This is a genomic window from Clostridium thermarum, assembly GCF_006351925.1.
Lineage (GTDB): Bacteria > Bacillota > Clostridia > Clostridiales > Clostridiaceae > Clostridium_AU > Clostridium_AU thermarum.
In genome coordinates, this window is sequence record NZ_CP040924.1 from 3,113,336 (window position 1) to 3,135,778 (window position 22,443).

At 36.1% G+C, this 22,443-nt stretch carries 41 protein-coding genes, 1 tRNA gene, 1 pseudogene and 1 riboswitch; of the genes and pseudogenes, 6 read left to right on the forward strand and 37 right to left on the reverse strand.

From position 1 onward, the window contains the following. Position 1 precedes the first annotated feature (1 nt). The 33 genes and pseudogenes from FHY60_RS18020 to FHY60_RS14250 all read right to left on the reverse strand — a co-directional run bounded on the left by FHY60_RS18020 (position 2) and on the right by FHY60_RS14250 (position 14,070). Complete coding sequence (locus FHY60_RS18020; RefSeq protein WP_163215781.1) at positions 2-157, reverse strand: hypothetical protein; 156 nt, start codon at positions 155-157, stop codon at positions 2-4. Then, the gene (locus FHY60_RS14120) at positions 157-474 is read right to left on the reverse strand and encodes a hypothetical protein (protein WP_139905629.1); all 318 of its coding nucleotides are present in this window, start codon (positions 472-474) and stop codon (positions 157-159) included. The genes FHY60_RS18020 and FHY60_RS14120 overlap by 1 nt, the downstream gene beginning before the upstream one ends. Continuing rightward, positions 471-620, reverse strand: a complete 150-nt coding sequence (locus FHY60_RS18025; protein WP_163215780.1) for a hypothetical protein — start codon at positions 618-620, stop codon at positions 471-473. Before FHY60_RS18025 ends, FHY60_RS14120 begins: the two co-directional genes overlap by 4 nt. Positions 621-723: 103 nt before the next feature. Next, complete coding sequence (locus tag FHY60_RS14125) at positions 724-1,071, reverse strand: hypothetical protein (protein WP_139905630.1); 348 nt, start codon at positions 1,069-1,071, stop codon at positions 724-726. Between the two features lie 43 nt (positions 1,072-1,114). Then, the gene (locus FHY60_RS14130; protein ID WP_139905631.1) at positions 1,115-1,369 is read right to left on the reverse strand and encodes a hypothetical protein; all 255 of its coding nucleotides are present in this window, start codon (positions 1,367-1,369) and stop codon (positions 1,115-1,117) included. A 37-nt stretch (positions 1,370-1,406) separates the two neighbouring features. Then, positions 1,407-1,589, reverse strand: coding sequence for a hypothetical protein (locus FHY60_RS14135; protein ID WP_139905632.1), 183 nt, complete (start codon positions 1,587-1,589; stop codon positions 1,407-1,409). Between the two features lie 17 nt (positions 1,590-1,606). Continuing rightward, positions 1,607-3,055 carry a DNA cytosine methyltransferase gene (locus FHY60_RS14140; protein ID WP_139905633.1) on the reverse strand — a complete coding sequence of 483 codons (1,449 nt, stop codon included), beginning with the start codon at positions 3,053-3,055 and terminating at the stop codon, positions 1,607-1,609. A gap of 11 nt (positions 3,056-3,066) precedes the next feature. Continuing rightward, on the reverse strand, positions 3,067-3,396 hold the full coding sequence (locus tag FHY60_RS14145; RefSeq protein WP_139905634.1) for a hypothetical protein: 330 nt from the start codon (positions 3,394-3,396) through the stop codon (positions 3,067-3,069). Further along, entirely contained in the window at positions 3,393-3,680 is a 288-nt protein-coding gene (locus FHY60_RS14150; protein ID WP_139905635.1) for a hypothetical protein, read from the reverse strand. The genes FHY60_RS14145 and FHY60_RS14150 overlap by 4 nt, the downstream gene beginning before the upstream one ends. A gap of 40 nt (positions 3,681-3,720) precedes the next feature. After that, positions 3,721-3,954 carry a hypothetical protein gene (locus tag FHY60_RS14155; protein ID WP_139905636.1) on the reverse strand — a complete coding sequence of 78 codons (234 nt, stop codon included), beginning with the start codon at positions 3,952-3,954 and terminating at the stop codon, positions 3,721-3,723. A 177-nt stretch (positions 3,955-4,131) separates the two neighbouring features. Continuing rightward, positions 4,132-4,395, reverse strand: a complete 264-nt coding sequence (locus FHY60_RS14160) for a hypothetical protein (RefSeq protein WP_139905637.1) — start codon at positions 4,393-4,395, stop codon at positions 4,132-4,134. A 2-nt stretch (positions 4,396-4,397) separates the two neighbouring features. Continuing rightward, a pseudogene (locus FHY60_RS14165) lies at positions 4,398-4,634 on the reverse strand (YopX family protein); the annotation flags it as partial. A 12-nt stretch (positions 4,635-4,646) separates the two neighbouring features. After that, positions 4,647-4,826 (reverse strand): hypothetical protein, encoded by a 180-nt coding sequence (locus FHY60_RS14170; protein WP_139905639.1) that lies wholly within the window; start codon positions 4,824-4,826, stop codon positions 4,647-4,649. A 54-nt stretch (positions 4,827-4,880) separates the two neighbouring features. Continuing rightward, the gene (locus FHY60_RS18030; protein WP_163215779.1) at positions 4,881-5,054 is read right to left on the reverse strand and encodes a hypothetical protein; all 174 of its coding nucleotides are present in this window, start codon (positions 5,052-5,054) and stop codon (positions 4,881-4,883) included. A gap of 82 nt (positions 5,055-5,136) precedes the next feature. Continuing rightward, positions 5,137-5,970, reverse strand: coding sequence for a hypothetical protein (locus FHY60_RS14175; RefSeq protein WP_139905640.1), 834 nt, complete (start codon positions 5,968-5,970; stop codon positions 5,137-5,139). A gap of 12 nt (positions 5,971-5,982) precedes the next feature. After that, positions 5,983-6,363, reverse strand: coding sequence for a hypothetical protein (locus FHY60_RS14180; RefSeq protein ID WP_139905641.1), 381 nt, complete (start codon positions 6,361-6,363; stop codon positions 5,983-5,985). After that, entirely contained in the window at positions 6,357-6,785 is a 429-nt protein-coding gene (locus tag FHY60_RS14185; RefSeq protein ID WP_139905642.1) for a DUF1064 domain-containing protein, read from the reverse strand. The genes FHY60_RS14180 and FHY60_RS14185 overlap by 7 nt, the downstream gene beginning before the upstream one ends. Then, positions 6,772-6,936 (reverse strand): hypothetical protein, encoded by a 165-nt coding sequence (locus FHY60_RS18035; protein WP_180375418.1) that lies wholly within the window; start codon positions 6,934-6,936, stop codon positions 6,772-6,774. Before FHY60_RS18035 ends, FHY60_RS14185 begins: the two co-directional genes overlap by 14 nt. A 1-nt stretch (position 6,937) precedes the next feature. Then, positions 6,938-8,269: a replicative DNA helicase gene (dnaB, locus tag FHY60_RS14190; protein WP_139905643.1), complete on the reverse strand. Its 1,332-nt coding sequence runs from the start codon at positions 8,267-8,269 to the stop codon at positions 6,938-6,940. A 12-nt stretch (positions 8,270-8,281) separates the two neighbouring features. After that, complete coding sequence (locus tag FHY60_RS14195; protein WP_139905644.1) at positions 8,282-9,019, reverse strand: DnaD domain protein; 738 nt, start codon at positions 9,017-9,019, stop codon at positions 8,282-8,284. A 10-nt stretch (positions 9,020-9,029) separates the two neighbouring features. Then, positions 9,030-9,827: a recombinase RecT gene (locus FHY60_RS14200; RefSeq protein ID WP_139905645.1), complete on the reverse strand. Its 798-nt coding sequence runs from the start codon at positions 9,825-9,827 to the stop codon at positions 9,030-9,032. Positions 9,828-9,829: 2 nt separating this feature from the next. Continuing rightward, positions 9,830-10,741, reverse strand: coding sequence for a YqaJ viral recombinase family nuclease (locus FHY60_RS14205; protein WP_139905646.1), 912 nt, complete (start codon positions 10,739-10,741; stop codon positions 9,830-9,832). Positions 10,742-10,743: 2 nt separating this feature from the next. Continuing rightward, on the reverse strand, positions 10,744-11,022 hold the full coding sequence (locus tag FHY60_RS14210) for a hypothetical protein (protein WP_139905647.1): 279 nt from the start codon (positions 11,020-11,022) through the stop codon (positions 10,744-10,746). Positions 11,023-11,096: 74 nt separating this feature from the next. Further along, positions 11,097-11,279 carry a hypothetical protein gene (locus FHY60_RS14215; protein ID WP_139905648.1) on the reverse strand — a complete coding sequence of 61 codons (183 nt, stop codon included), beginning with the start codon at positions 11,277-11,279 and terminating at the stop codon, positions 11,097-11,099. 105 nt (positions 11,280-11,384) lie between these two features. Further along, positions 11,385-11,483, reverse strand: coding sequence for an aspartyl-phosphate phosphatase Spo0E family protein (locus tag FHY60_RS18765; protein ID WP_139905649.1), 99 nt, complete (start codon positions 11,481-11,483; stop codon positions 11,385-11,387). 30 nt (positions 11,484-11,513) lie between these two features. After that, positions 11,514-11,666: a DUF6906 family protein gene (locus FHY60_RS18040; protein ID WP_163215778.1), complete on the reverse strand. Its 153-nt coding sequence runs from the start codon at positions 11,664-11,666 to the stop codon at positions 11,514-11,516. An 86-nt stretch (positions 11,667-11,752) separates the two neighbouring features. Continuing rightward, positions 11,753-12,118, reverse strand: coding sequence for a hypothetical protein (locus FHY60_RS14225; RefSeq protein WP_139905650.1), 366 nt, complete (start codon positions 12,116-12,118; stop codon positions 11,753-11,755). Positions 12,119-12,213: 95 nt separating this feature from the next. Continuing rightward, the gene (locus FHY60_RS18540; RefSeq protein WP_279230412.1) at positions 12,214-12,339 is read right to left on the reverse strand and encodes a hypothetical protein; all 126 of its coding nucleotides are present in this window, start codon (positions 12,337-12,339) and stop codon (positions 12,214-12,216) included. Positions 12,340-12,353: 14 nt separating this feature from the next. Next, positions 12,354-13,088 carry an ORF6C domain-containing protein gene (locus FHY60_RS14230; RefSeq protein ID WP_139905651.1) on the reverse strand — a complete coding sequence of 245 codons (735 nt, stop codon included), beginning with the start codon at positions 13,086-13,088 and terminating at the stop codon, positions 12,354-12,356. Positions 13,089-13,236: 148 nt separating this feature from the next. Continuing rightward, the gene (locus FHY60_RS14235) at positions 13,237-13,428 is read right to left on the reverse strand and encodes a hypothetical protein (protein ID WP_139905652.1); all 192 of its coding nucleotides are present in this window, start codon (positions 13,426-13,428) and stop codon (positions 13,237-13,239) included. Further along, on the reverse strand, positions 13,397-13,609 hold the full coding sequence (locus tag FHY60_RS14240; RefSeq protein WP_139905653.1) for a helix-turn-helix domain-containing protein: 213 nt from the start codon (positions 13,607-13,609) through the stop codon (positions 13,397-13,399). The genes FHY60_RS14235 and FHY60_RS14240 overlap by 32 nt, the downstream gene beginning before the upstream one ends. Before the next feature lie 17 nt (positions 13,610-13,626). Next, positions 13,627-13,827, reverse strand: coding sequence for a helix-turn-helix domain-containing protein (locus tag FHY60_RS14245; protein ID WP_163215777.1), 201 nt, complete (start codon positions 13,825-13,827; stop codon positions 13,627-13,629). 27 nt (positions 13,828-13,854) lie between these two features. Then, a complete protein-coding gene (locus FHY60_RS14250) occupies positions 13,855-14,070 on the reverse strand; it encodes a helix-turn-helix transcriptional regulator (protein WP_139905655.1) in 216 nt (71 codons plus the stop codon). 170 nt (positions 14,071-14,240) lie between these two features. Here FHY60_RS14250 and FHY60_RS14255 point away from each other — a divergent pair, with 170 nt between their 5' ends. From FHY60_RS14255 to FHY60_RS14260, 3 genes are all read left to right on the forward strand, one after another. Next, the gene (locus tag FHY60_RS14255) at positions 14,241-14,612 is read left to right on the forward strand and encodes a helix-turn-helix domain-containing protein (RefSeq protein ID WP_139905656.1); all 372 of its coding nucleotides are present in this window, start codon (positions 14,241-14,243) and stop codon (positions 14,610-14,612) included. Positions 14,613-14,853: 241 nt separating this feature from the next. Further along, positions 14,854-15,009, forward strand: a complete 156-nt coding sequence (locus FHY60_RS18045) for a hypothetical protein (RefSeq protein WP_163215776.1) — start codon at positions 14,854-14,856, stop codon at positions 15,007-15,009. Continuing rightward, a complete protein-coding gene (locus FHY60_RS14260; protein WP_139905657.1) occupies positions 14,981-16,105 on the forward strand; it encodes a tyrosine-type recombinase/integrase in 1,125 nt (374 codons plus the stop codon). Before FHY60_RS18045 ends, FHY60_RS14260 begins: the two co-directional genes overlap by 29 nt. Positions 16,106-16,221: 116 nt before the next feature. Here FHY60_RS14260 and FHY60_RS14265 read toward each other — a convergent pair. Beyond that, a tRNA-Trp gene (locus FHY60_RS14265) sits at positions 16,222-16,297 on the reverse strand. Positions 16,298-16,398: 101 nt separating this feature from the next. Continuing rightward, entirely contained in the window at positions 16,399-17,343 is a 945-nt protein-coding gene (locus FHY60_RS14270) for a metal ABC transporter substrate-binding protein (protein ID WP_139905658.1), read from the reverse strand. A gap of 255 nt (positions 17,344-17,598) precedes the next feature. On the opposite strand from FHY60_RS14270, the gene tsaE reads away from it, so the two are divergent. The 3 genes from tsaE to rimI are packed head-to-tail and all read left to right on the forward strand — an operon-like array spanning position 17,599 to position 19,212. Then, positions 17,599-18,060, forward strand: coding sequence for a tRNA (adenosine(37)-N6)-threonylcarbamoyltransferase complex ATPase subunit type 1 TsaE (gene tsaE, locus FHY60_RS14275; protein WP_139905659.1), 462 nt, complete (start codon positions 17,599-17,601; stop codon positions 18,058-18,060). Next, positions 18,057-18,767 (forward strand): tRNA (adenosine(37)-N6)-threonylcarbamoyltransferase complex dimerization subunit type 1 TsaB, encoded by a 711-nt coding sequence (gene tsaB / locus FHY60_RS14280; protein ID WP_139905660.1) that lies wholly within the window; start codon positions 18,057-18,059, stop codon positions 18,765-18,767. The genes tsaE and tsaB overlap by 4 nt, the downstream gene beginning before the upstream one ends. Further along, a complete protein-coding gene (gene rimI, locus FHY60_RS14285; RefSeq protein ID WP_139905661.1) occupies positions 18,760-19,212 on the forward strand; it encodes a ribosomal protein S18-alanine N-acetyltransferase in 453 nt (150 codons plus the stop codon). The genes tsaB and rimI overlap by 8 nt, the downstream gene beginning before the upstream one ends. 41 nt (positions 19,213-19,253) lie before the next feature. Here rimI and FHY60_RS14290 read toward each other — a convergent pair whose 3' ends face one another. Then, a complete protein-coding gene (locus FHY60_RS14290) occupies positions 19,254-19,847 on the reverse strand; it encodes an ECF transporter S component (protein WP_139905662.1) in 594 nt (197 codons plus the stop codon). A gap of 139 nt (positions 19,848-19,986) precedes the next feature. Then, positions 19,987-20,101, reverse strand: a riboswitch (FMN riboswitch). Between the two features lie 58 nt (positions 20,102-20,159). Beyond that, positions 20,160-22,319, reverse strand: a complete 2,160-nt coding sequence (locus FHY60_RS14295; protein ID WP_139905663.1) for a Tex family protein — start codon at positions 22,317-22,319, stop codon at positions 20,160-20,162. Positions 22,320-22,443: the final 124 nt, after the last annotated feature.

A 22,443-nucleotide genomic window follows, 5' to 3' on the forward strand; every position in this document is an offset into this window, starting at 1 on the left:
TTCATTCCCTCCTGTCGCTAAACGGACACCAGTCCCACTCGTCACACTCATGACACTGTATATCACAAAGTTCATTCATATTAGTTTTATTTTTCTTTGGTTTCATGGCCACAACTAGAATAGCTAAAAGTAATCCCATTCCTATTGTTATTCCCATTATCCCTCAGCCTCCTTAAAGCTCTCTTCGTACTTCTTACACATAGCAGCCACTTGGACCAACTCACTGGAAGCATTTATTGCATATAGCTTCATAAGCTGAACAGGATCCATTGCATCAGCATCCTTTCTCACTCTTCCCCAGAAGATTTTAAACTTATCAATCACCCTCTGAAAATCTTCTATTGCCTCCTCGAGTTCCTCAAGTATTGCACCATGGGCCTGATGCCCGTCTACAAACATTCCTTTAGCTTTCATTGCCCTTACGCATTCCTCAGCAACAGCCTTTTCCACTAGAACTTTTATCTCATCTATCACTTTTCAATTACCTCCGCATCTTTCTCATAAATTTCCCCATCTTTAGTCTTATAACCGGTACCTGTCTTAGTTGCAGTATAAACCTTTCCAACCTTATTCTTGTACCATGCGTTTTTATCGGTATAGGTCATTATTATAATTTTCATCAAGCATCATCCTTTAAAAAAGCCCACCGATGTACTATAGGTGTGCATGGGGGTGCACCTCCCTTTATTTTTTAATATTTTTAATTTTCGGTGGGCAAATAAACTAAGTATTTTTAAGTTCTACCCTTTCCCAGGTTAGAAAACTTCTATAAGCCTCCAACTCTAGTCTTAGATTTCTCATTGCTTCCAAGCATACGTTATAGTCAGTCTCCGCAATATCTCTTTCTAGTCTTAGTTTTGCAATTTCCTCGTTCCCCCGGGCAAGGTCATTTATTAGCGTCGCTGGTTGTTTATCTACTACTTTAAGTCTTAATATTTCTTTTCTTAATGCAACTTTATAATCATGCTCCGCCTTTGCCTTTCTCAGTCCGTACGTTTTCAAATTTGCATTACCGGCTGTAAGAGCTTGCTGACAGGCTTGTATTTTTCCCATTATCTCGCTTGGAGACATATTCTCACTTCCTTTTCTTCATTCGTCCTAGTTTTGCATTGCGTCATTCTTCTTCATTTAAGGAATCAAGCCATTTATCCAAACAGTCTATACATGTATATGCTGATACTGGTTGACCATCTATAAACCCTGTTTCTCTCACTGCGTATCCGCCTAAGCCAATTTCCTTTTCACAACTCGCACATTTATGTGATTTACGGCATTTTACTAACTTTTCTTTATATCCTGTAATATCTTCATCTCCAAGACCATAATATCCAGTTTCACTAATACTATAATCTTCCAGCTTATATTTCATACTTTCACCCTCTTTCACAATAATTTCAGATTGTAGCTTATTCCACTTTCGGTCTGCAAATAGAGTACTGTTCACTTTTATAGTAATCGCAGTTTATATTAATATAGCCATAGAAATCTTTATATTTACTTCTCAGTTCTTCTGCTTCAATTTTTAGTTGTTCCGCCTGTTCTTTACCTTTACAAATAACTCTATTACCGCATTTTTCACAGTTAAACATATAATTAACTCCTTTCATTATCCAACATTTCTAAACTTACCATTACCCTCGCACAGCTCCGGAAGATTTGCTCTCACCAGTGCTTCAGCAAAAGGCGGCGGTACCGCATTACCGCATCTAGCTACTTGTGCAGTTTTAGGATAAGCTTTACCGGTGTAATCATGGTCTATTATGTAATTCTCCGGGAAGCCTTGGGCCTTAAATAATTCATGTGGTTGCAGCATCCTCATGCCTATATCTACTATCTGGTAGTCTTGCCCCTCAACTGTTACTAAACCAAAGCGGTCCTTTGTAGTCACTGTATGGAGTGGTGAATTAATATCTTGGCCTATATCAGCGCCATAATACTTTAAGAGAAAAGCAGTAACCAAATTTGCCTTATTTACTGCTGTTGTGGTCCATAATGGTTTCAATAAACTTTGGCCTATTGAATTTTTAAATTGCTGAGATATAAATGCAGTTACTAGTCCGAATTTATTGCCACCAGCAGTTATTGTTCCTAAAGGCTTATTTAGATCTAAAACTCTTTTCCCTTCCTGGTCTCCGTACCCCATCTGTATAAGTACTGGTGAAACCAATCCAAATCCATGCTTTGCAGTTACTGTAGGAAATGGCTTATCTAACTCTCTACAATAGTGCCATTCATTACCGCTATGATTAACTTGCACTAAGAACGGCCTTGGATTATCTATAACAAACTTCTGTATTCCCCTTGCTATTCTTCTAAGTGTGCTTTCTGCCAAAGGCTTTTCTCTATCAAATATGCTTGGACATGGAATTGACCAGTCTATAATTTCCGCAGCAGTTTTCCAAGGCTTTAGCTTGCCACTTTTCACTTCTTCACTGTTCGGATCTCCGTGTGTTGGTTCTGGCCATACTATAGGCTTACCATCACATCTTGCTATTAGGAATAATCTTTTTCTTATAGTTGGGGCGCCATAATCACATGCCCTTAATTCTTTCCATTCTACCGTATATCCTAGCTTTCTAAGGCTTTTTACGAAATGCTCAAATGTATACCCTGCCTTACTAGGGTCCGGGTAGTAGTTTCCGTTCTCGTCTTTTATCAACGGTCCCCAGGTCTTAAACTCTTCCACATTTTCAAGAATAATTACTCTTGGTCTTACTGTAGCTGCCCATCTGACCGCTACCCACGCAAGTCCTCGGATATTTTTATTTACCGGTGTCCCGCCTTTGGCTTTAGAAAAGTGCTTACAATCCGGTGAAAACCAAGCTAACCCTACTGGTCTCCCCCTAACTGCCTTACGTGGGTCTACATCCCACACACTTTCACAGTAATGTTCTGTTTCTGGATGATTTGCCTTGTGTATTGCAATGGCAGCAGGATCATGGTTAATTGCTATATCAACGCTATGTCCTATTGCAAGCTCTATTCCAGTGGAAGCTCCGCCACCACCGGCGAAGTTGTCCACTATAATCTCATCAAATATCTTTAGCTGTTTCATAACTCACCTACTTAAAACAAACTTATCTGCTCTTGTAGAGTTTCTTTCAAGACGTTATTATATTCTCCACATCCACCTATAGCAGTATCATTTCCGGTACAAGTATTACATTGTTGGCAACTATTAACGCAATCAGCACAGCAGCAGTACTTACACCCTTCATATTTTTTAATAACATTTGTGTTATAATTTAAGTCCTCCACCAGCTCCGGTTCAGTATACTTTTTATTTGCTAAGATTTTCTCAGCTTTTTTTATTGCTGACTTGCTTGAATCGGCTTCAAATTTTTCTATAATTTCAGTATTAGTAGTTCTATCAATGTAAGTTAATTTATACTTCATTTCTTTGCTAAATCCTTACCACACACGCACCATACTATGCCTGCATGGAATGTTACCAAATCATTAATATCTTCTTGAACATTACCCTCAATTTTTTCTTTGAACAGAGAGCCTTTAAATACTACAATGAATCTCCAAAGGCCATCTTCGTCATAGTACGCTCTCAATACTGTACCATCTGAAAATGCAAGGTAATCTTCCTCCGAATTATATCTTCCGAACTCTTCTCTTATTTCACCCTCTATAACAATTAAATCATCTGAATGACCTGTTACTTTTAACATTTAACCCTTCCTTTCCTTCGCAATAATTAGCGTTTGCGAATCATTTTTTCATAATCTGTACTGCTATTTCTAGCCCTTTAACTAATCCTCTATTATAAGCAGTGTTATCAAATTCTAACTCAAATAACTTCTGCTGCAGGTATGATTCTAAAGCAACCATATTATCAGTTTTCTTGTATTCACACGATATTAAGTCTTTTAATCCTTGGTTGGTTTTCCTTGCTCTACACCAGCCATTGTTATTAAAAGTACATCCTTTACAAATACTTGCCATCTTTACCCTCCTATATTAATTCACAGAGTCTTTTATAAAGTCCCATATTATCTTCTATATATCCAAGCCCAAGCATCTTATTTTTGCTTTTCCTGAAGAGTTTTCCGTCTTTGGTGTAATACTTAAACCTTGAATTAGATCAAATTAGGTTATAGCCATCCATCCTTACCCCTCCTACTACCACTCATACCAACCTAATAGCTTAGACCTTCTGTGTTTACCTTTCTTGCTTACTTTGGATTCTTCACAACTCCAAGTTTGACTATTACTATCTTTCCAATCCTTCTTTATTTCTTTAACCATATCTGCAGCTACTTGCTTTACTTTATGTGTTTTACTTGCATAGTATGGAGCTAATTTTTTTATAGCTTGTTTTAAGCTTTTAGCAACAACTACGCCGTCTAGTCCTTCATTGACATAATATACATTAATTTTCTTCATCCTTACCCCTCCAACAGTTTCGGATTTTCATAGATATTGCCGATTACTTCAAAATCTACAGGATTTGCTAATCTATCTATTTCGCACATAGGTAACCATTCTGTCCATCCTAGATGAGGAAAACTTATATACTTTGTTTTTAGGTAGAAACATCCTCTAATAAAATCAACATAATATATTTCACTATCAGTATCTCTTAAAATATCCCCCTCATAAATCTCCACACCGTTTTTGTCGTGGCATCCAGTGTATTAAATCAGTTCAAATCTATCGTTTCCGTCAATTTCCTCTCTTTCTATAAGTTTAAAATTCCCGTCATAGCGGTCTACTAACCATGTTACTGAACCATCAAGGCCAATTTTCATTCTCCATTTGGCATCTACGAACTTATTTTTCTCTTTATCCCAAGCTTTAAATTTTAAATCTCTCATTTCTATCCCTCCTCATGTTCTCTACAGGTATGTTAAAGATAGCCGAATCTACCTTTAACATACTCTAGTAAGTTTTCTATTCCCTAAATCATGGCTTTCATAAACTGAAACACCTGTGATATAGGTTTTGGATTCCAAAGAGTCTTTAACTCTTTTTGCATCCTCTGTTGTCCCCCAGATATTAAAGCAATAGTTACCTTTTCCCACGCTGTAAAAAACTTTAAACATTTTTACCCCTCCCTTAATTTGCAATAAAAATCGAATGTGTCCCACAGGCGATGAGCCTGTCCACCGCCTGCTTTTTTTCCAACTAGCAAACCATTGTGAATACTTCTCTGAACTCTTCTATAAACTCCTCAAATTGCTGCAGACTATCAAATGAAAGGGTTCCGCCATCCTTCTTTAACGTAACTCCTTGGCTATCAACTACATATAGGCCATTCTCACCCTCTATGGTCATTGTCTTAACCTTTAGCTTTTTCTTAACTACTTCCTTAGGCTCCGGTATAGTACAAACTCCATCCTGGCATTTAACTTCTTCCTGCTTAACTTCTACAATTGCACTCTCTGCTTCAGTAGTAACTTTGTCGGCCTCTTTTATGATTTCCTCAGCTACTTTTTTCTCTTCGACCGGATCATCGCCTATAATATCTGCTATCTTTTCCATAGCCTCTATCACATCTGGATCCTCTTCTTCCTCAGCTTCGGCCGATAGATTTGCTTTTCTAAACTCGTCACAGTATTTAGCTATAGAGTTCTTTGCCAACATCGGAAACTTGTACGAAGCTTCTTTTATTAATTCTTTTCTGCTCTTGCCTTTATTCTCCTCAAAATATTTCATTACTTGTTCTCTATTTTTTAACATTTCAACAAACTCCTTTTCTACTTTATTTGGGTTATCTTCTTTTATTAGTGCTGCTACATCTTCGATTGCATCGATGATAACAGCTTCTTCAATGTAATTTTTAGTTAGCGCATAGCTGCAGTATAGGATAACATCCTTGTTAATTTTACTTTTCTCAAAGGCCACTCTCTCATTGACCATTGCATCTACTAAAGCTATTTGCCTAGAATTAAGAGAATTTATTGTTTGGCTATGCTTTGCTATCTCTCTTTCCCTCTGTCTTCTCTCTTGTCTATTCATAGGCCCACCTTCCTATCCCTCATACCAACCTTTTACTATTGCTACCTTATCACCACTGGAGGTTGTCCATATAACTTTTACACCATTCTTATATCTATTACCCTTTTGTGCATACTGCTCCTGAAGATAAATGTAATGCAGTTTCTTTATCTTGCTTGAAAACTTACTGAACAACTTCTCATCAATCCTAAAGTCTCCAACGAAGTCAAAATCTATCTTATCGATGCCAAACTTAAACTGTAAGTAGGCAGCCTCTGGAATAGGCTCCAACAAGTTCACCTGCATACTCTTTCTTATTGTCACTCTTATAGGGTGATCAAAGTTAAAATCTATGGTTAAATCATTCTCCTCACATAGATCTTCCAGCTCTTCTCTTAAATCTTCACTTAACATTTCTTATTCTCCCTTCTCTTTTTCTGTAATTCTTCGTATTCAATCCAACCGTCCTCATTACCATACTTTAGATTCCTTGCTATCCACGTAAGCTTTACATCTGGATATATAAAATCAAATAGCTTTTTCCTGAGCTCTCCTTGCTGTGTACTAAAGCCTTTAACATCTATGAGTTCCTCCGATCCATCTAGGTGGTATATTAAGAAATCCGGTGTATAGGTTGTCCTTCTATATGACTTTCCATGTTTCTTAAACTTTGGTATTAGCTCATATACTGGTTGTAGTTCAAAGTTTAATATCTTACCTTGTGCTTTTAATCTCAAAAGATATTTATAATAGGCTGCTTCATCTTTGCTATCAAAGGTATAGCCATCAACTGTTACTTTTTTAGATCCATACTTACTCCTTTTACTTTCTGGCATACTCTCTCCCCTTTCCGCATAAGCTGTTATTTCTCATTAGTAAATACTCTATAAGTCCTTCTTTGACTTCCTCCGCCGGTATCCGTTCTATTTCTTTAATATCCACTTGTTTATTACTTTTTAGCAGTTCATATATCCCCCATCTATCCAAACTATCTACCTCCTTTGGGCGGTATTTCCGTTATTATTTGATACTTAGTGTTGTAAGATAGCTCTATAATCCCTACTTCTCCATCCCTTTGCTTTCCTAGCGCTATCTCTAATATCCCAGGCTTTCTACTCTCACGATTCTCTCTCTCTGCGTAGTAATCATCCCTGTAAAGAAACATTACTATATCTGCATCTTGTTCAATATTTCCGCTATCCCTTAAATCTGATAGCTGAGGGTGCTTGTCCGCTCTTGCTTCTACTGCTCGATTAAGCTGTGATAAAGCTACTACACACACGTCAAGATCCTTTGCTAAATTCTTTAGTCCTTCGCTTATTTGTCCTACTTGGTCATTTCTAGGGGCCTTGGGGTTGTCTGGCCTTATCTTTCCTATATGGTCAATAAAAAGTACATCTAATCCATGCTTAAGCTTTATTTTCTTAGCTTCTGCTCTTATCTCTGCTAAATTTAAACCAGCCTTACAGTTAAGAAATATGTTGTTTTTACCAGCTATCTCCGCTGCTTTTCGTGTTAGAATATCAAACTCTGAATCTTTTAGCTCTCCCCTGGATAAGGCTTGTGCTTGTAGTAATGTTCTTGGAGCTAGTAGTCTAATTCCCATCTTTTCTTTACTCATTTCCATTTCAAACAACATTACATTATTTTGCTTCGGGATATGACTTATAATGTTCATTGTTAATGCTGTCTTACCCATAGATGGCCTAGCAGCAACAATATATAAATCCCCCTTTACAAGGCCGCCAAGGGCTCTATCTAGCAATGCATACCCTGTAGGTATACCTGGAGCCTTTCCACCTCTCTGATAGCTTTTTTCGATATGATTTAAGGTGTATTCCATTAACTCGGTAGCATTTACTGTTTTCTCTTCTTCAAGATCATTCAATCCTATAAACTCTGTTTCTAGCTTGTCTATAATTTTCTTCGGATCACTTTCTTTTTTAAGAGCTATTTCTAAAGCTTCCCGGCAGCCTTTTATAATTTGCCTTTTGTCACTCAGATTTTTTATTATCTTTGCATGGTTTTTGTAATGTGCTGTGGTAGCAGTTGAATCTATAACTTGTGATAGATAGGTTATCCCTCCAATGCTCTGTAGTTTCTCTTTCTCTAAATTATTTGTGAATGTTATTAAATCAATAGGGATGTTCTTTATATATAGCTCTACAAGTTTCTCAAAAATTATTTGGTGTGCTGTATTGTAGAAGTCTGAGGCTTTAAGAATTGAAACTATATCAACTAAAACATCATTCTTTTGAAATATGCTTGATAATAAGGCTCTTTCTGCTTCAATATCATTTGGTAGTGGCTGATTAATCACTGTATCACCGCCTTATGTGAACTTTTTAAGATGTCCCCAGCCATTTGGTGGTTCCTCTTGCTTCTTCTTTTCTGTCTTTCCTTCTACGGTCCAGTTCTGCAATATCTTTGATATATACCGTACTGTCCTGGCGTTTTTCTCCACTGCTATTCCCATAGCTTCTTTAATCCAATCGTAAGGATACATTTTTACCAGCTCATTAAGTTCCGGTAACTGACTTGATATTACTCCCATCCTTTTTGTTATAGTTTCAAAATAACTATTAAGTTCATAAGTCTCCGGAAGAAGAATACTATCTTCTTCTTTATTATCATTATTATCATTATTGTTTGTGTTCCTTAATGGTTCCGTTATGGTTCCTTCATGGTTCCTTAATGGTTCCGTTATGGTTCCTTCATGGTTCCCACGTTGCTGATAAACCTCGTAATTTACTATGGTTATCTTGGTTCCTTTTTTGGTACTTTCCTTTACAATCATGTTGTCATTTGAAAGTAATTCGAGGAAATTTCGAACCTTTTTCTTGGACCATCCCCACCTATCGGCAAGCTTTAATTCTGATGTAAAGAAGCTCCCTTTTTCTAGTTTTATCAGCGTGTTATCCATTAAGATCTTAGCTTCCTTATGATTGGCCGACAGGAGAAGATCCAGCCAAGCATGTGCTTTATCGTATGGTTTCTCCTGCCACAGCCAGTGGTCTTGTATGCTCCTGTAAAGGCTTATCCAGCCTTTGTTTGTTGCTTCTCCTGCCATTTAGATTCACCTACTGTTCATCTTGAAACGGTGTTCCCTCATAGTTTTCAAAATCTGCTTCTACATAGTCAACATTGCCTTTTATGTCCCCTGTTTCTACTGCTTCCGGTTTTATTGTAGCTTGGTCCGCTGTATAAGCATTTTGCATTTCAATGCTTAATATTCCCCATTTAGATAGCATGTTTCTAAGAACTGTCTTTTTAGCCATAGCGTCAAAGTCATTTTCCCAACCAAAATCTGATTTACTGAATTTGTTTTTATGCTTTATAATTTGTTCCTTGGTCCAGTAAGTTGATTTCTTAAAGCCATTCAGCAATTCAAAATATCCAGCATAGCCGATAATTGCATCTGATTTCTTTTGACTAAAATCTATCTTTAATTCCTCTGTAAGTGGATTCCACTCAATAAGCTCACCTTCATGGACTTCGATAACATTTATAGACTTGTACTGTCCTGTTCTAAGTGCTAGCTGTACATAGCCTTTATAACCAAGTTGAAATTGTGCTCTATTACCATAAGGTACTACCCAGGCATAGCCTAAATTTTTGTCCACTGGGAGGTCAAGAGTTGCTGCGACCATACAGCTTGCAATTACACTCATTTGGTCGCATTTCTTTAAGTTTGTATCACCGTTAACTAGATTAACTATGCTGCTCATGTATTGCGGTGCTTTTTTATTTAATACTTCCTCGAATCTTTTCTTAATAGCAGGACTGTTTAGTAAGCTCTTTATCGTATTCCCTGCACTCCCTACTCCTGTTTCCTTCTTAGTTGTTATTTCATTTTTTAATTCATTTACAGTTGCCATTATTAATTACACTCCTTTATTCCAAATTTTCTATATGATGATTCTTTGCAAACTTCTTTATATATGTCTGGATATTTATTTTTTAAGAGTTTACTGTCCACTCTTGAAGATGTTACAGGTACCCAGTTGACCTCATAGTTGCCTACATACCCTTTCTCATTATCTGCAATCTCATTCTTAATGTTGTTCTCTATCTCTTTCAATCTAGTTTCAAGAGTTTTCATGTTTTCTTTAAGCTGTAAATATTCATCTATCATTTCTTTATACTCTGACTTGAGATTTATCTCTGAAAATTGTACCGGATTAGAGTATTTTTCTTTGAGATACTTTTCAGCTGCGCTGGATCCATCCAAGGCCGGAGGAATTCTTTTCATGACATGTTCCTCCCAAAACTCCTTCTCGGCCGCTATTATCATTTCAATTAACTCATTGTCCCTAGGAATTTCTTTATAGATGAACCTTTGTCCACCAATAAGACAAGCTATATAGCATTTCTCTGCACCGATAACAGCCATATAATGCTGACATTGAAGTATGTAACTAGCTGGTACTTCGTCACCTTCCCACTCTTTAGCACTAAAGCTGTTAGCAGTTTTACATTCCAATATACTGTTTTCTCCTACAACTCTACGGTCAATATTTGCTACCATAAATGGATGTTCAGAATGTATTAAATGCTTATTATCCCTTCTAACCTTCTTACCGGTCCTCTTAGTAAATTCCTTAGCAACTAATTCTTCAAGTTCCGTTCCCCAGTATGCAGCTTCAGATGTTTCTTTAACTTCTGTTATTTCTTCTGTTTTTTCAAGATATACTTCAAATGGTGTTTTCCACTTGTTTACTCCTAAGATAGCTCCTACGTCACTTCCACCAATACCTCGCTGCCTTTCTTTAAGCCATTCAAGCTTATCCATATTTACATTTCCTCCGATCTACCTTGTAATCTACTGTTCAAGTTTTTAAGTGTTTCTGTAAATCTTGTAAAGTCAATGTTAAAATCAGCGGTCTCTGTTTGTTCTTCTAGATCCTTCTGACCTAGCATATCTATAATCATTTCTAACAAGTCGCTAAAATCATCTGCTACTTTTACAACTGATACCCAATGATTATTTGTTCTTGTTACTATTTTGCTGTATTCATCCACTTTTGCAGTAACATATCCTTTTAACTCTGCAAGTTTTAAATCTCCATCCACTTTACATTTCCTCCAATCTGAATTAGAATTAACTTAGCGTATTTTTTGTTTTGGCTGCTTCGGCAGCTCTTTTTTTATCTTGTTTTATGATCTTTAACATAGTCATTTAAGCAATCCTCACATACTACATCACCGGCAAAATCGTAATAGCTTTCGCCATCTAATATGTATCTGTTACATATCATGCAAACGTCTACTACTTCTGCTTTCTCATGCTCATGCCGGTAGTCATACATGCTGTCCGGTAAGTCTTTCATTTTCTCACCTTCTTTCTCTTTTGCACTATAAATTCATCTATTGCCCCTATTAGAGCAATAAACCCTAAACACCCCCAAAATATCAACTGATCCCTTATTAACACCCTATTCACCACCTCTCATAGCTTGGACAATTAGTTGGTCCAGTTCTTGGCTTTTTCTAACAATCTCCGGATCGGATTGCACCGTTTTGAATTGCTTCATATAACTCTGTTCTGAGTGCTTCCAATGTGGCTACCTCCTTACCGTTAATATCTTTCCGGAATATACCTCTAGAAACTCATAGTATTCAGCAGTTTTCTTTATCCTTAGGAAGTTCTTAGCCTCATATCCCTGTTTAGCAAGAAACTTTTTCTCTTCCATAGTAAGCCTTCTACCGTGTTTCAAAATTTTTACCTCCCTGGTTATAATTCTAAAAACTTTAGCATAATATAATAATGTGGAAGTGTTTGGGTTTTTTACGGTTTAAAAAATTATAATTGATAATCTTTAAAAGCTTTTATGTTGCAGTAGTGTATCTTAAATTCATCAGTTCTGACATCTTCTTCAATTTCAAAACAAAGATGAACTTCTTTATAGTGCCAGAGCGAAACCGTTGCAATTTGAACATCATCTTTATAAAAAGATAGATTCCAAGTTCCATCATCTTCACTTTTATAAGCCCCAAAGCTGTCAGATATCAAACTTACTGATAAAACATCGGTTGTTATAAAAGCACCGCAAGATCTATCCTCTTGTTTCAGACTTAATAACTTATTTATGGCATCAACATTCCCGTCAACTATGCAATCATCAAAACAATCTCTAAACACGAAAGTTTTTGTATAAGTACACCACATTTTTTTACATTTCCTCCTTAATTAATCCATCTTTTATAAGTAATAACCTAAATGTTTCTCTTCCTCTTGGGGTTATAAGTGTCTGATTTCCTGCCTTAACATCGTTTTTCCATTCCTTTTTCAACAACCACACCAGCACTATTTTTCGTTATTGTGTCACAACAAAACTCAATCCCATCTACAAACTTCCAGAATAGTTTTTTAACTTCATTTTTATTCATACGCTTCTCCTCCTTTATATCCTCATTTGGCTGTTTGCCCCAGCAATCATTAACTCTAATTCCCTAGTAGGCTTCCAAGTAACTACATAGTTAAGGGCTTTATCGAAATCTTTAACTGCTGTATTTCTATAAGAATTAACATCTAAAGCTCTTTTGTAATCTCTCCATAATGCTGAAAACGCTTTTTTATTCAATTCCTTATAAGCAGGTACATCTTTACCGCCCAGTACCTGTATAACTCTTTGTGTAGCCTTAGTTCTTATCTCTTCCTGCTGCGAATAATCAATAGTCATTTTGTTTTCCAGCTTGTCTACTCTTTCTTCAATTTCTTGTGTCCTTCTATCAATTAAGAAGATAGCTTGTAATTCCTTAGATAATCCCTTGAACGGATTTACCTCCTTAGCTCTGAAATATGTATTAACTAATTGTCTTTGAACTTCCCAGGCAAGATCATCTGTGAAGGATTTTACTAACATCAGATAGCCGCTTTCTGTAATTAAGATTGCTTTGCTAGCATTTAAACCAATTCCGAAATTCGGAAGCCGTTTAATTTCTTTTAAGTCCTCACCTGTAAATTCAAAATAGTCTATGCCTTTTTCAAAATGCTTTTGGTTGTCTAAAAACCTTTTATTAGCTGTTCCCTCTGGTCTCTCATGAAGAGAATCAATGTCCTTAAAAGTTACTACTCGCTGTCCGTTAAACTCTTTAATCTGTAAATCTTGATTGTTAATTGTTACTAAATTACTCAATTTTATTTCCTCCTCTCAAAAATCATTGCCATTGCGGCACTAAAGAATTTTTCTAGACGTGAATATTATTAGAAAAGTTCGAATAGAATATAATAGAGAAGTGTTTACCTTTTTCCGGTTTTTGATTTTTTATAATAGGCGTTTCCGCCTATTGTCCCAAAATTGCCTTTCTCTCTTTTCTTAGTTCCTCTATCCGCTGTTTTATTTCATTCTTTTTCTTTCTTATGGCCGAAGCCTCTACCACGGTACTGGCTACCGGGAAACTTATAAACTCTTTCGCAAGTCTTGTATGCTCAACTATGACCTCATTAAGCCTCTTGCAAGCCTCTGGACTTAGCATAATTACCTCCTAGAACAATTACTTCATCTATTCCTATCCCCAAGTAGGCTGCAAGATCAGTTTTAGTAAATCTAATCTGTCCGCCAACCTTTCTTCCATTTAGTTTCTTACTTTCAAATAATCTATAAATTGTTGCACTACTAACTTTTAAATATTCCGCAACCTCTGCTACTGTATACATACCCCATCCTCCGTGTTTTACTTTCTCCAATACTTTTCTTCTATCAAATCATTTGGTGTTACGCCAAACCCCTTACAAAGTCTGCACAGAATATCTACAGTTACCGAATGACTATTTCTTTCTATTTCAGAAATATAATTTCTAGATACTCCGGTTTCTTCAGACAATTTTTGTTGTGTCCATCCCCTTAACTTCCTTAGCTCTAAAACCTTAAGCATTGTGGACACCTTCCTCATTACGAACTTTTAATTCGTATTGCTGGTAAAAAAAATTTCCTCTATTGGTTTGCCTAACTCATCTGCGATTTTTTTCGCCACGTCAACTGTAGGAAATCTTTTTCCGCTCTCATATAGTTGTATACTTCTATCTGTTACACCTACAAGCATAGCCAAATCTTTTTGTGTTAAACCTTTAGTTACTCTAAATATTTTAAAGTTGCTATTTTTCTTTTGTCTTGTCATATTATCACCTCCTTCTAAATAAAATATTACGTCATTTTAATTCGTATGTCAATATCATTTTTTCGTTTTTATGAATTTTTTATTCGTGTATTTATAATTCGTATGGTTTTACATATTATAATATAAATTATAATGTCGCAAGTAGTGTACTTGGGGAGGTTTTTGTTTATATGTTTGGAAAAAGATTAAAGGATCTAAGAGAAGATAATGACTTGACTCAAAAAGAAGTAGCAGACAAACTAAATATTGGCTTAAGAACATATCAAAAATACGAGTCTGAAGAAATCGAACCAAAACTAAGTGCATTAGAATTTTTAGCAGACTTTTACGGTTGCACTGTTGATTACATATTAGGCAGGACAAATCATCCACAAGAAGGCATAGCCGAATTCTCTATAAATGAACATAAAGTTAGAGTTGGTTATGATAAAAATAGTTATCCAGGTGGATTAACTAAAGAGAAACTAGTTGAATTACTTAAAGAGCAATCTGACGACATTGCTAACAGTATTTTAGAGAAATTATCAAAGCCTAAAAAATAATAGGTAAATGGTTTAAATGACTTCAAGATAACTATGAGTGTAAATAAGACAAATATTTATTGTCTTTTTGCACTCATTTTTTATTAACACTTTGTTAATATGTCGACATATCGACATTTAAAGGTAAAAATATATACATTAACGAAATATATATTAACTCACTTGAATTTTATGGTGTTAATAGTATATAATTAACACTAGGGGAACAAAAGTTCGTAACTAGCTTTAAGGGGATGAAATTATGGAGGGTATTACATTTATTGAAATTGATGGCGTAACTTTTTTCTTTACTCAAAGTGATGAATTAAAAATTCGCATTTCAGGTAATAATAATGAACAAAAGATTCACGAGGAGGAAAATATAAAAAATGACAGGTTACGTTCAAAAACATGGTAAGGGCTGGAGATACAAAATAGAGTTTACTTCAGCAGAAATAGAAATCTACGGTAGAAAAAGTATTTCAAAGAGTGGTTTTAAGAAAGAAAGTGAAGCCAAAAAGGCACTAAGGGAAAAATTAGTTGAAATTGATAGTGGTAAGTATATTGAAGATAAAAAAACAACCATAGAAGAGTATTTAAAAGAATGGCTGGAAACGCATAAAACAAATATTTCACCAAGTACTCATAAACGATATAGTGAGTTCTGCAATACAATAAACAAACATCTTGGCAAAATTGAGATACTTAAATTAACACCAATGACCATACAAAAATTTTATAGTACGTTAATGGGTGAAACTGAGCTAAGCAACTCAACAATCTTAAAGATTCATCGGTGTTTAAATCTAGCTCTGAAGCAAGCAGTAGCTTGGCGGTTAATAAATAATAATCCTTGCCAATTTGTAAAAGCTCCATCTCCAGAAGAAATTGAAGTAAATGTCTGGGATGAATTTACAGTAAAAAAGTTTTTGCATGAATCTAGGGGAGAAAATATATATATTCAAATTGCCCTTGCATTAGGTACCGGAATGAGGCAAGGTGAAATATGTGCTTTGAAATGGGAAAACGTAGATCTTAAAAAAGGTGAAATCTATGTAAGGAGCTCTGTGAAAAATATAAATGGTGAGTTAATTACAAAAAAACCAAAAACAAAATCTTCAGTAAGAAGAATTCCTATCCCTGATGACTTAAAAGATTTATTGGTATTGCATAAGAAAAGGCAGGACAGGATAAAAGAAAATAATCAAAAATATAAAGATGAAGGATATGTTTGTGCCTGGGAAGATGATGGCAGGTTGTATGATCCTCAGTACATAGCAAAGAAATTTCCAAAGATACTAAAAAAGTATGATGTGCCAATGATAAGATTCCATGATTTAAGGCACACTCATGCCACTTTATTATTACTTCATAATGTGCCTGCAAAAGTTGTAAGTGAGAGATTAGGCCATAGCAGCGTAAATATAACTTTAGATATATACTCACACGTATTACCTAGTATGCAGAAAGCAGCAGCAGAAAAATTAAACGGATTATTTTCTAGCGCCCAATAGTGGGTGCTTTTTTTCGGCCAAAATGCTATTACGCCCAATTCACGCCCAAAGGACAAACTATAATTACTTACGAAAAAATAAAAAACCTTGTAGACATTGATTCTACAAGGTTTCACTGGCAGGGGCAGCAGGAATCGAACCCGCAACCAACGGTTTTGGAGACCGCTACTCTACCAATTGAGCTATACCCCTTCGTGACAAAATTTATTATATATTATTATTGAAAAAAAAGCAACATTTTTTAGACAACTTTTTTTATATTTATAACTAAGTTTATGTCATATACTGGGTAATCACTCCGGCATTATTAGCTGTTCCCTCAAATAACTATAATTTTCCTCTATCATCTCAATAATGCTCTTATCTTTACTGTATTTATTCATCTTTATTCTCTTAATACTTTCATTATTAATTAACCCCTCGTAACTTGCCAATTCTGCTTCATCATCATACAATAAAACATACTTATCTTGAGTATCAGCCTTGTTTTTAAACTCTTCTTGCAGGTTTTGGACATCTTCTTCCTTGGAAAGCTTAAATGGCTTTATATCTATATGACCAAAAAGGTAATCCAAATTATCATTTAATGCTATGTAAGTATATTCTTTATAGTCCTTTATATCCTCCAAAAACTTACTATCTATTTCATCCAAATGCTTAATGGCCTCTTTAAAGTTTTCTTCATATACTTCTCTTCTCTTAGGATCCTTTTCTTGTATTGCAGTCTTTATATTAGATAATACTATCTTATAATCATCTATATCGAACCAGAAGTATGGGTTGTTTGTTAGCTTAATATCACCATGGGACTTAGGTTTATCAAGAGTAAGCAGTCGCACACCTCTGGTACTGTTAATAATTGTTACCCTATCCTTATTTATCTGTTCTACAAACTTATCAACCCAAGGTTCAAAACCTGTTCCGAAATATATGAAGATATCCTTAGTGGCAATATTCTCTAAAGAATCCTTTGTAAATACAAAGCTTCTCTGTTCCTCTTCTGTATCCATCATATAGTCCACGTTATGCTTATCCTTCACAATATCCTTTACCATATGATAAAGAAGCTTATCAGAAGTAACTATCCTCAAAAACTCCTCAACTTCAATTTTCTGCTCAACTACCACCGGCGTTTCCGGTGTCTCCATAGTTTCCGGCTTCATCGGTGTATTTTCCATCTTATTACATCCACTTAACAGAAAACTGAAAGCTACAGCCAAATTTATGACTCTTCTCAATACACTCACCCCTCAATGAGCAATTCTTACCTACCAATTATAGAACAAAACCCTAATAACTGCAAACTTACAGAAAATTGAGAAACAATTAAAATTAAAACACGTCAGGACGAATATTTTGTTTAGTATTTTCTTTCTATTACCTCATTATACCCTAAATTGCTTTTCTTTTTCATAATTTTGATATAGAATAGCATTATACTCAAGTGTATATAATATAAACTTAGAACGTTAGTTGAAGAGGTGAATTCTGCCATGGAATTTATAATAAATAGCTTAGAAGATACTATATCCCTAGGTAGGCAGATAGGCCAGAGGGCAAAGGCCGGCGATATTATTTGCCTTAACGGCGACTTAGGTGCGGGAAAGACCCATTTTACCAAGGGTATCGCCCTCGGTCTTGGAGTAGATGATGATATTACAAGTCCTACCTTTACTATTGTCAATGAGTATGATACGGGTAGATTAAAACTCAATCATTTTGATGTCTATAGGGTTAATGATCCAGATGAAATAGAAGCTATAGGCTTTGATGAGTACATATTCAGCGATGCAGTAAGTGTCATAGAATGGGCAGCCTACATAGATGTACTTATACCGGAAGGATCCCTGGAGGTTACTATTACCAAGCTTCCGGAAAGAGGAGAAAACTTCAGAAAAATTGTAATAAATTACACAGGTGAAAGATATGATTATGTAAAGGAGTTAGAGCTATGAGAGTACTTTCAATTGATACTGCCACAGAAGCAGCAAGCTGTGCTGTCATTGAGGACAATAAATTATTGGGTGAAATAACCTTTAATTTTGAAAAACAACATTCCGTTATTCTTATGCCTATGATAGATAACCTTCTTTCCTCTATCCATTTAGACATCAGTGATATTGACGGTTTTGTATCCTCAAAAGGCCCCGGTTCTTTTACAGGACTCCGAATTGGTATGTCCACAATAAAGGGTTTGAGTTTTGGCGCTGAGAAACCTTTTATTTCTGTTTCAACCTTAGATGCTTTAGCTTATAATCTAGCCTACAGCAGCGGCATAATATGCCCCATATTAGACGCCCTAAGAAACAATGTGTATACTGCACTTTATACCTTTGAAGGTGAAGACCTAAAAAGAATCTCTGATTACATGGTAATTTCAATTGATGAACTGATCAATAGGCTTAAGGATGAAAAAGCTGTGCACTTTATTGGTGACGGTACCGGTAAATTTAGAGACATACTCAAGTCTAACATTAGTGGCAGTTATTTTGCTCCCTGTCACCTGAACTTGGCCAGAGCTTCTTCCCTTGGCCAATTAGGTTTAGGGCTGCTCAAGCAGGGAATTGCAGAAGATTTGAATCAAAGTACTCCCATATATCTAAGAAAATCTCAAGCAGAAAGAGAGTATGATATGAAGATGGGGTTGAATAGTAATGAGTAATGTTGAAATAATACCTATAGAGGATAAATATATTGAAGGTGTTTTGAATGTAAGCATGCTGAGTTTTCCTATCACCTGGAGTAAGGAATCCTTTGAGCAAGAGCTCTCTAATAGGTACGCCCGTTATGTAGTGGCGGTAAAGGATGGTATTGTAGTAGGTTTTGGAGGAATGTGGATTATCATTGATGAAGCCCATATAACAAATATCGCAGTACATCCTGAATTCCGCGGTTTTGGCATTGGCAGTATGCTTGTAGACGCCTTGATGAACATATGCAAAATAGAAGGGGTAACCGCTGCCACCTTAGAGGTTAGGGTATCAAACTTCAAGGCAATTAATCTTTATAAAAAATTTGGTTTTGTGGAAGAGGGCATCCGCAAGTCCTATTATGAAGATAATAAAGAAGATGCACTTATAATGTGGAAAAGAGATTTTCAGCTATAAAGCATTAAAGGTTCAGAGTCTGTTGACTCTGAACCTTGTTATTATGCTGTCTTTTTTGATATTTTTTCTCCTTCGTATTGGAAGCCTTCTCTATTTATAATTACAGAAATTCTCTTATAAACAAGTAAAGTTATTATAGATACCCCTAAACCTTTTATCAGATTGAAGGGCACTATGCCCTTAGTAACATAGTTCATTAAATCAGCGCTGCTCATGCCAGGCATGTACAATGGTATCAGGATAAAAATATTCGCAAATATTCCTATTATAGACATAACCACTGTAGCTACGGCCATGGAAATTATGGCGTTGGTTCTTGTCTTTTTATATTTGTAAATCATACCGGCAGTACCGACAAAAGTGGCTCCGATGATAAAGTTAGCTAATTGACCTATACCTGCTGTTTCTGTTCCCTTTATCAGAATTATTAACACATTTTTTAATGCTTCTATGGCTACTCCAGTGATAGGTCCAAAGGCAAAAGAACCAATGAGGGCCGGTAAATCACTTCCGTCAATTTTTAACCAAGGAAATGCCGGAAGCAGCGGAAATTCTAAGTACATTAATACTACAGAAATAGCTGCCAATAAAGATAGTTTTACTAAATAACTGGTTTTTGTTGATACATTACTCATTTTTAACTCCTCCTCATTAATTACTTCAGGAGGTAGATAGGATGGATTTAATTCAGTATATCTGAGGTGGCGCCAGTTTATACTCAGATATAAAATAAAAAGCCCCGACAAAAAGTCAGGGCAAAAAATCCATCACAACTCATACCTTCTTCCATCCAGACTTTACTGTCGGCTTCGGAATCTAACCGAATCTTGCCTTACGGCTCGCGGGCTATACCGCCGGTCGGGATTTACACCCTGCCCTGAAAGTACTTTTTATTTACAAACATATTATATAACATTGTCAAAAAATTTTCAATATTTCTCTAAAATTTATTTCTCCTTTTTCATGGATAGTGAAATTCTCTTTCTCTTTTCATCAACTTCAAGCACTCTTACTTCCACAATATCTCCAACCTTAACTATATCCAAGGGGTGCTTTACATATCTGTCTGCCATTTGACTCTTATGTACAAGTCCATCCTGGTGTACTCCGATATCTACAAAGGCTCCAAAGTCGGATACATTTCTTACAGTACCGGTAAGTATCATACCTGGCTTCAGCTGGTTTATGTCTAATATACCGGTTTTAAATATTGGCTTTGGAAGCTCTTCTCTTGGGTCCCTGCCCGGTTTTTTAAGTTCTTTTATTATATCCTGCAAGGTCATTACACCCACACCTATTGTTTCAGCTATGGTTGTAAGTCCTTTTTCCTTGACTCTTTCGTCTATATCTGCTAAGCCCTTTTTCAAATCATCATTACTGTAACCAAGAAGTTCTATAAGCTTTCTTGCAGCCTCATAGGATTCTGGGTGTACAGCGGTATTATCCAACGGCTCAGAGCTTTCCATAACCCTTAAGAAGCCGGCGCATTGCTCATAGGCCTTTTGTCCCAGTCTCTTAACCTTCAACAGTTCTTTTCTGCTCTTGAACTTACCGTTTTCTTCTCTGTAGGCTACAATGTTCTGAGCTATGGAAGCATTAATACCGGATATATAGGATAACAGCGATGGTGTAGCTACATTTAGGTCTACTCCCACATTATTAACACAGTCTTCTACTACTCCCTTTAGGGATTCATCCAGCTTCTTTGGTGTGACATCATGCTGATATTGACCTACACCTATGGACTTTGGATCTATTTTTACAAGCTCAGCCAGTGGATCTTGAAGTCTTCTGCCTATGGATATGGCCCCTCTTACCGTTACGTCTAAATCCGGATATTCCTTAGCTGCAAGTTCCGAAGCTGAGTATACGGAAGCACCGGCCTCTGAAACCACTACATAGTAAAGTTCTTTTCCCGTTTCTTCTTTAACTTCTTTTATAAGCCTTGCCAGCACTTCTTCAGATTCTCTGCTGGCAGTACCGTTTCCTAAGGATATTACATCAACATTATATTTATAGACCAAACTCTTCAGAGTTTTAATTGCCCCTTCCACATCCTTTCTAGGTTCTGTAGGATAAACGGCTGCATTATCCAGGAACTTACCGGTATCATCCAATATAGCAATCTTACAGCCGGTTCTAAAGCCTGGGTCATAACCCATTACCACTTTTCCCTTTATTGGCGGCTGCATAAGCAAGGCCTTGAGATTTGCCTTGAATACTTCAATGGCGCCATTCTCACCCTTTTCTGTTAAATCAGACCTTATCTCTCTTTCAATGGATGGATATATAAGCCTCTTCAGTGAGTCCTTAATGCTCTCTTCTATGTATGAATCTGTGATACTGTTTCCTTTTAAGCATTGAGACCTCAGATACTGGATAAGCTTATTTTCATCTATAGTAATTTTTACATTTAGAACCTTTTCCTTTTCTCCTCTGTTTATGGCCAATATTCTATGAGGTGGTATATTTCTGACAGCTTCACTATAGTTGTAATACATCTCATAGGGTGTGGGCTCTTCTGAAGAACCTGTGGTTTCTATAAGTCCTTCTCTGTGTACTGCACTTCTGATCCACTTTCTGAAATCTGCTTCATCGGAAATCATTTCACTGATGATATCCATAGCCCCTTGCAGAGTTTCCTCTACATTTGTAACAGCCTTTTCTTCATTTATAAATCCTGAAGCATATTCCAGTATGTTTCCTTTGAATTCACCGGAATATATTGTCTCTGCCAAGGGTCTTAAGCCTTTTTCTTCAGCAATGGTAGCCCTTGTTCTTTTCTTAGGCTTATAAGGCCTGTATATATCCTCAACTTCTGTCAAGGTATCTGCCTTTTCTATGCTTAACTTTATCTCTTCTGTAAGTTTACCCTGCTCATCTATCAGTCTTACTACGTCTGCTTTTCTCTCTTCCAAGCTCCTTAAATATATAAGTCTTTCAAAGAACTTTCTAAGTATCTCATCATCAAGTCCGCCGGTTCTTTCCTTTCTGTAACGGGCGATAAAAGGCACCGTATTCCCTTCATCTAAAAGTTCAATAACACTTTCAACCTGTTTCAGGCTTATATTAAGTTCCTGAGCCAGTCTATCCTGAATACTCTTCATTGCTACCTCCATTTTAAAGCATTTGTATTATAACAGCTTGTAAAAGCAATTCCTTCTTATTATAGAATACTATAAGAAGGTTTTTCAACATTATTGTTCAGAATTATAATAACCAACTAAACCC

What these genes read in the sequence shown, in the direction of transcription:
- FHY60_RS18020 (WP_163215781.1), bottom strand. Translation starts at nt 157, where the DNA reads ATGGGAATAACAATAGGAATGGGATTACTTTTAGCTATTCTAGTTGTG.
- FHY60_RS18025 (WP_163215780.1), bottom strand. Translation starts at nt 620, where the DNA reads ATGAAAATTATAATAATGACCTATACCGATAAAAACGCATGGTACAAG.
- FHY60_RS14125 (WP_139905630.1), bottom strand. Translation starts at nt 1,071, where the DNA reads ATGTCTCCAAGCGAGATAATGGGAAAAATACAAGCCTGTCAGCAAGCT.
- FHY60_RS14130 (WP_139905631.1), bottom strand. Translation starts at nt 1,369, where the DNA reads ATGAAATATAAGCTGGAAGATTATAGTATTAGTGAAACTGGATATTAT.
- FHY60_RS14135 (WP_139905632.1), bottom strand. Translation starts at nt 1,589, where the DNA reads ATGTTTAACTGTGAAAAATGCGGTAATAGAGTTATTTGTAAAGGTAAA.
- FHY60_RS14140 (WP_139905633.1), bottom strand. Translation starts at nt 3,055, where the DNA reads ATGAAACAGCTAAAGATATTTGATGAGATTATAGTGGACAACTTCGCC.
- FHY60_RS14145 (WP_139905634.1), bottom strand. Translation starts at nt 3,396, where the DNA reads ATGAAGTATAAATTAACTTACATTGATAGAACTACTAATACTGAAATT.
- FHY60_RS14150 (WP_139905635.1), bottom strand. Translation starts at nt 3,680, where the DNA reads ATGTTAAAAGTAACAGGTCATTCAGATGATTTAATTGTTATAGAGGGT.
- FHY60_RS14155 (WP_139905636.1), bottom strand. Translation starts at nt 3,954, where the DNA reads ATGGCAAGTATTTGTAAAGGATGTACTTTTAATAACAATGGCTGGTGT.
- FHY60_RS14160 (WP_139905637.1), bottom strand. Translation starts at nt 4,395, where the DNA reads ATGAAGAAAATTAATGTATATTATGTCAATGAAGGACTAGACGGCGTA.
- FHY60_RS14170 (WP_139905639.1), bottom strand. Translation starts at nt 4,826, where the DNA reads ATGAGAGATTTAAAATTTAAAGCTTGGGATAAAGAGAAAAATAAGTTC.
- FHY60_RS18030 (WP_163215779.1), bottom strand. Translation starts at nt 5,054, where the DNA reads ATGTTTAAAGTTTTTTACAGCGTGGGAAAAGGTAACTATTGCTTTAAT.
- FHY60_RS14175 (WP_139905640.1), bottom strand. Translation starts at nt 5,970, where the DNA reads ATGAATAGACAAGAGAGAAGACAGAGGGAAAGAGAGATAGCAAAGCAT.
- FHY60_RS14180 (WP_139905641.1), bottom strand. Translation starts at nt 6,363, where the DNA reads ATGTTAAGTGAAGATTTAAGAGAAGAGCTGGAAGATCTATGTGAGGAG.
- FHY60_RS14185 (WP_139905642.1), bottom strand. Translation starts at nt 6,785, where the DNA reads ATGCCAGAAAGTAAAAGGAGTAAGTATGGATCTAAAAAAGTAACAGTT.
- FHY60_RS14195 (WP_139905644.1), bottom strand. Translation starts at nt 9,019, where the DNA reads ATGGCAGGAGAAGCAACAAACAAAGGCTGGATAAGCCTTTACAGGAGC.
- FHY60_RS14200 (WP_139905645.1), bottom strand. Translation starts at nt 9,827, where the DNA reads ATGGCAACTGTAAATGAATTAAAAAATGAAATAACAACTAAGAAGGAA.
- FHY60_RS14205 (WP_139905646.1), bottom strand. Translation starts at nt 10,741, where the DNA reads ATGGATAAGCTTGAATGGCTTAAAGAAAGGCAGCGAGGTATTGGTGGA.
- FHY60_RS14215 (WP_139905648.1), bottom strand. Translation starts at nt 11,279, where the DNA reads ATGAAAGACTTACCGGACAGCATGTATGACTACCGGCATGAGCATGAG.
- FHY60_RS18765 (WP_139905649.1), bottom strand. Translation starts at nt 11,483, where the DNA reads ATGAAGCAATTCAAAACGGTGCAATCCGATCCGGAGATTGTTAGAAAA.
- FHY60_RS14225 (WP_139905650.1), bottom strand. Translation starts at nt 12,118, where the DNA reads ATGTGGTGTACTTATACAAAAACTTTCGTGTTTAGAGATTGTTTTGAT.
- FHY60_RS18540 (WP_279230412.1), bottom strand. Translation starts at nt 12,339, where the DNA reads ATGAATAAAAATGAAGTTAAAAAACTATTCTGGAAGTTTGTAGATGGG.
- FHY60_RS14235 (WP_139905652.1), bottom strand. Translation starts at nt 13,428, where the DNA reads ATGCTAAGTCCAGAGGCTTGCAAGAGGCTTAATGAGGTCATAGTTGAG.
- FHY60_RS14240 (WP_139905653.1), bottom strand. Translation starts at nt 13,609, where the DNA reads ATGTATACAGTAGCAGAGGTTGCGGAATATTTAAAAGTTAGTAGTGCA.
- FHY60_RS14245 (WP_163215777.1), bottom strand. Translation starts at nt 13,827, where the DNA reads ATGCTTAAGGTTTTAGAGCTAAGGAAGTTAAGGGGATGGACACAACAA.
- FHY60_RS14250 (WP_139905655.1), bottom strand. Translation starts at nt 14,070, where the DNA reads ATGACAAGACAAAAGAAAAATAGCAACTTTAAAATATTTAGAGTAACT.
- FHY60_RS14255 (WP_139905656.1), top strand. Translation starts at nt 14,241, where the DNA reads ATGTTTGGAAAAAGATTAAAGGATCTAAGAGAAGATAATGACTTGACT.
- FHY60_RS18045 (WP_163215776.1), top strand. Translation starts at nt 14,854, where the DNA reads ATGGAGGGTATTACATTTATTGAAATTGATGGCGTAACTTTTTTCTTT.
- FHY60_RS14260 (WP_139905657.1), top strand. Translation starts at nt 14,981, where the DNA reads ATGACAGGTTACGTTCAAAAACATGGTAAGGGCTGGAGATACAAAATA.
- tsaE (WP_139905659.1), top strand. Translation starts at nt 17,599, where the DNA reads ATGGAATTTATAATAAATAGCTTAGAAGATACTATATCCCTAGGTAGG.
- tsaB (WP_139905660.1), top strand. Translation starts at nt 18,057, where the DNA reads ATGAGAGTACTTTCAATTGATACTGCCACAGAAGCAGCAAGCTGTGCT.
- rimI (WP_139905661.1), top strand. Translation starts at nt 18,760, where the DNA reads ATGAGTAATGTTGAAATAATACCTATAGAGGATAAATATATTGAAGGT.
- FHY60_RS14290 (WP_139905662.1), bottom strand. Translation starts at nt 19,847, where the DNA reads ATGAGTAATGTATCAACAAAAACCAGTTATTTAGTAAAACTATCTTTA.
- FHY60_RS14295 (WP_139905663.1), bottom strand. Translation starts at nt 22,319, where the DNA reads ATGAAGAGTATTCAGGATAGACTGGCTCAGGAACTTAATATAAGCCTG.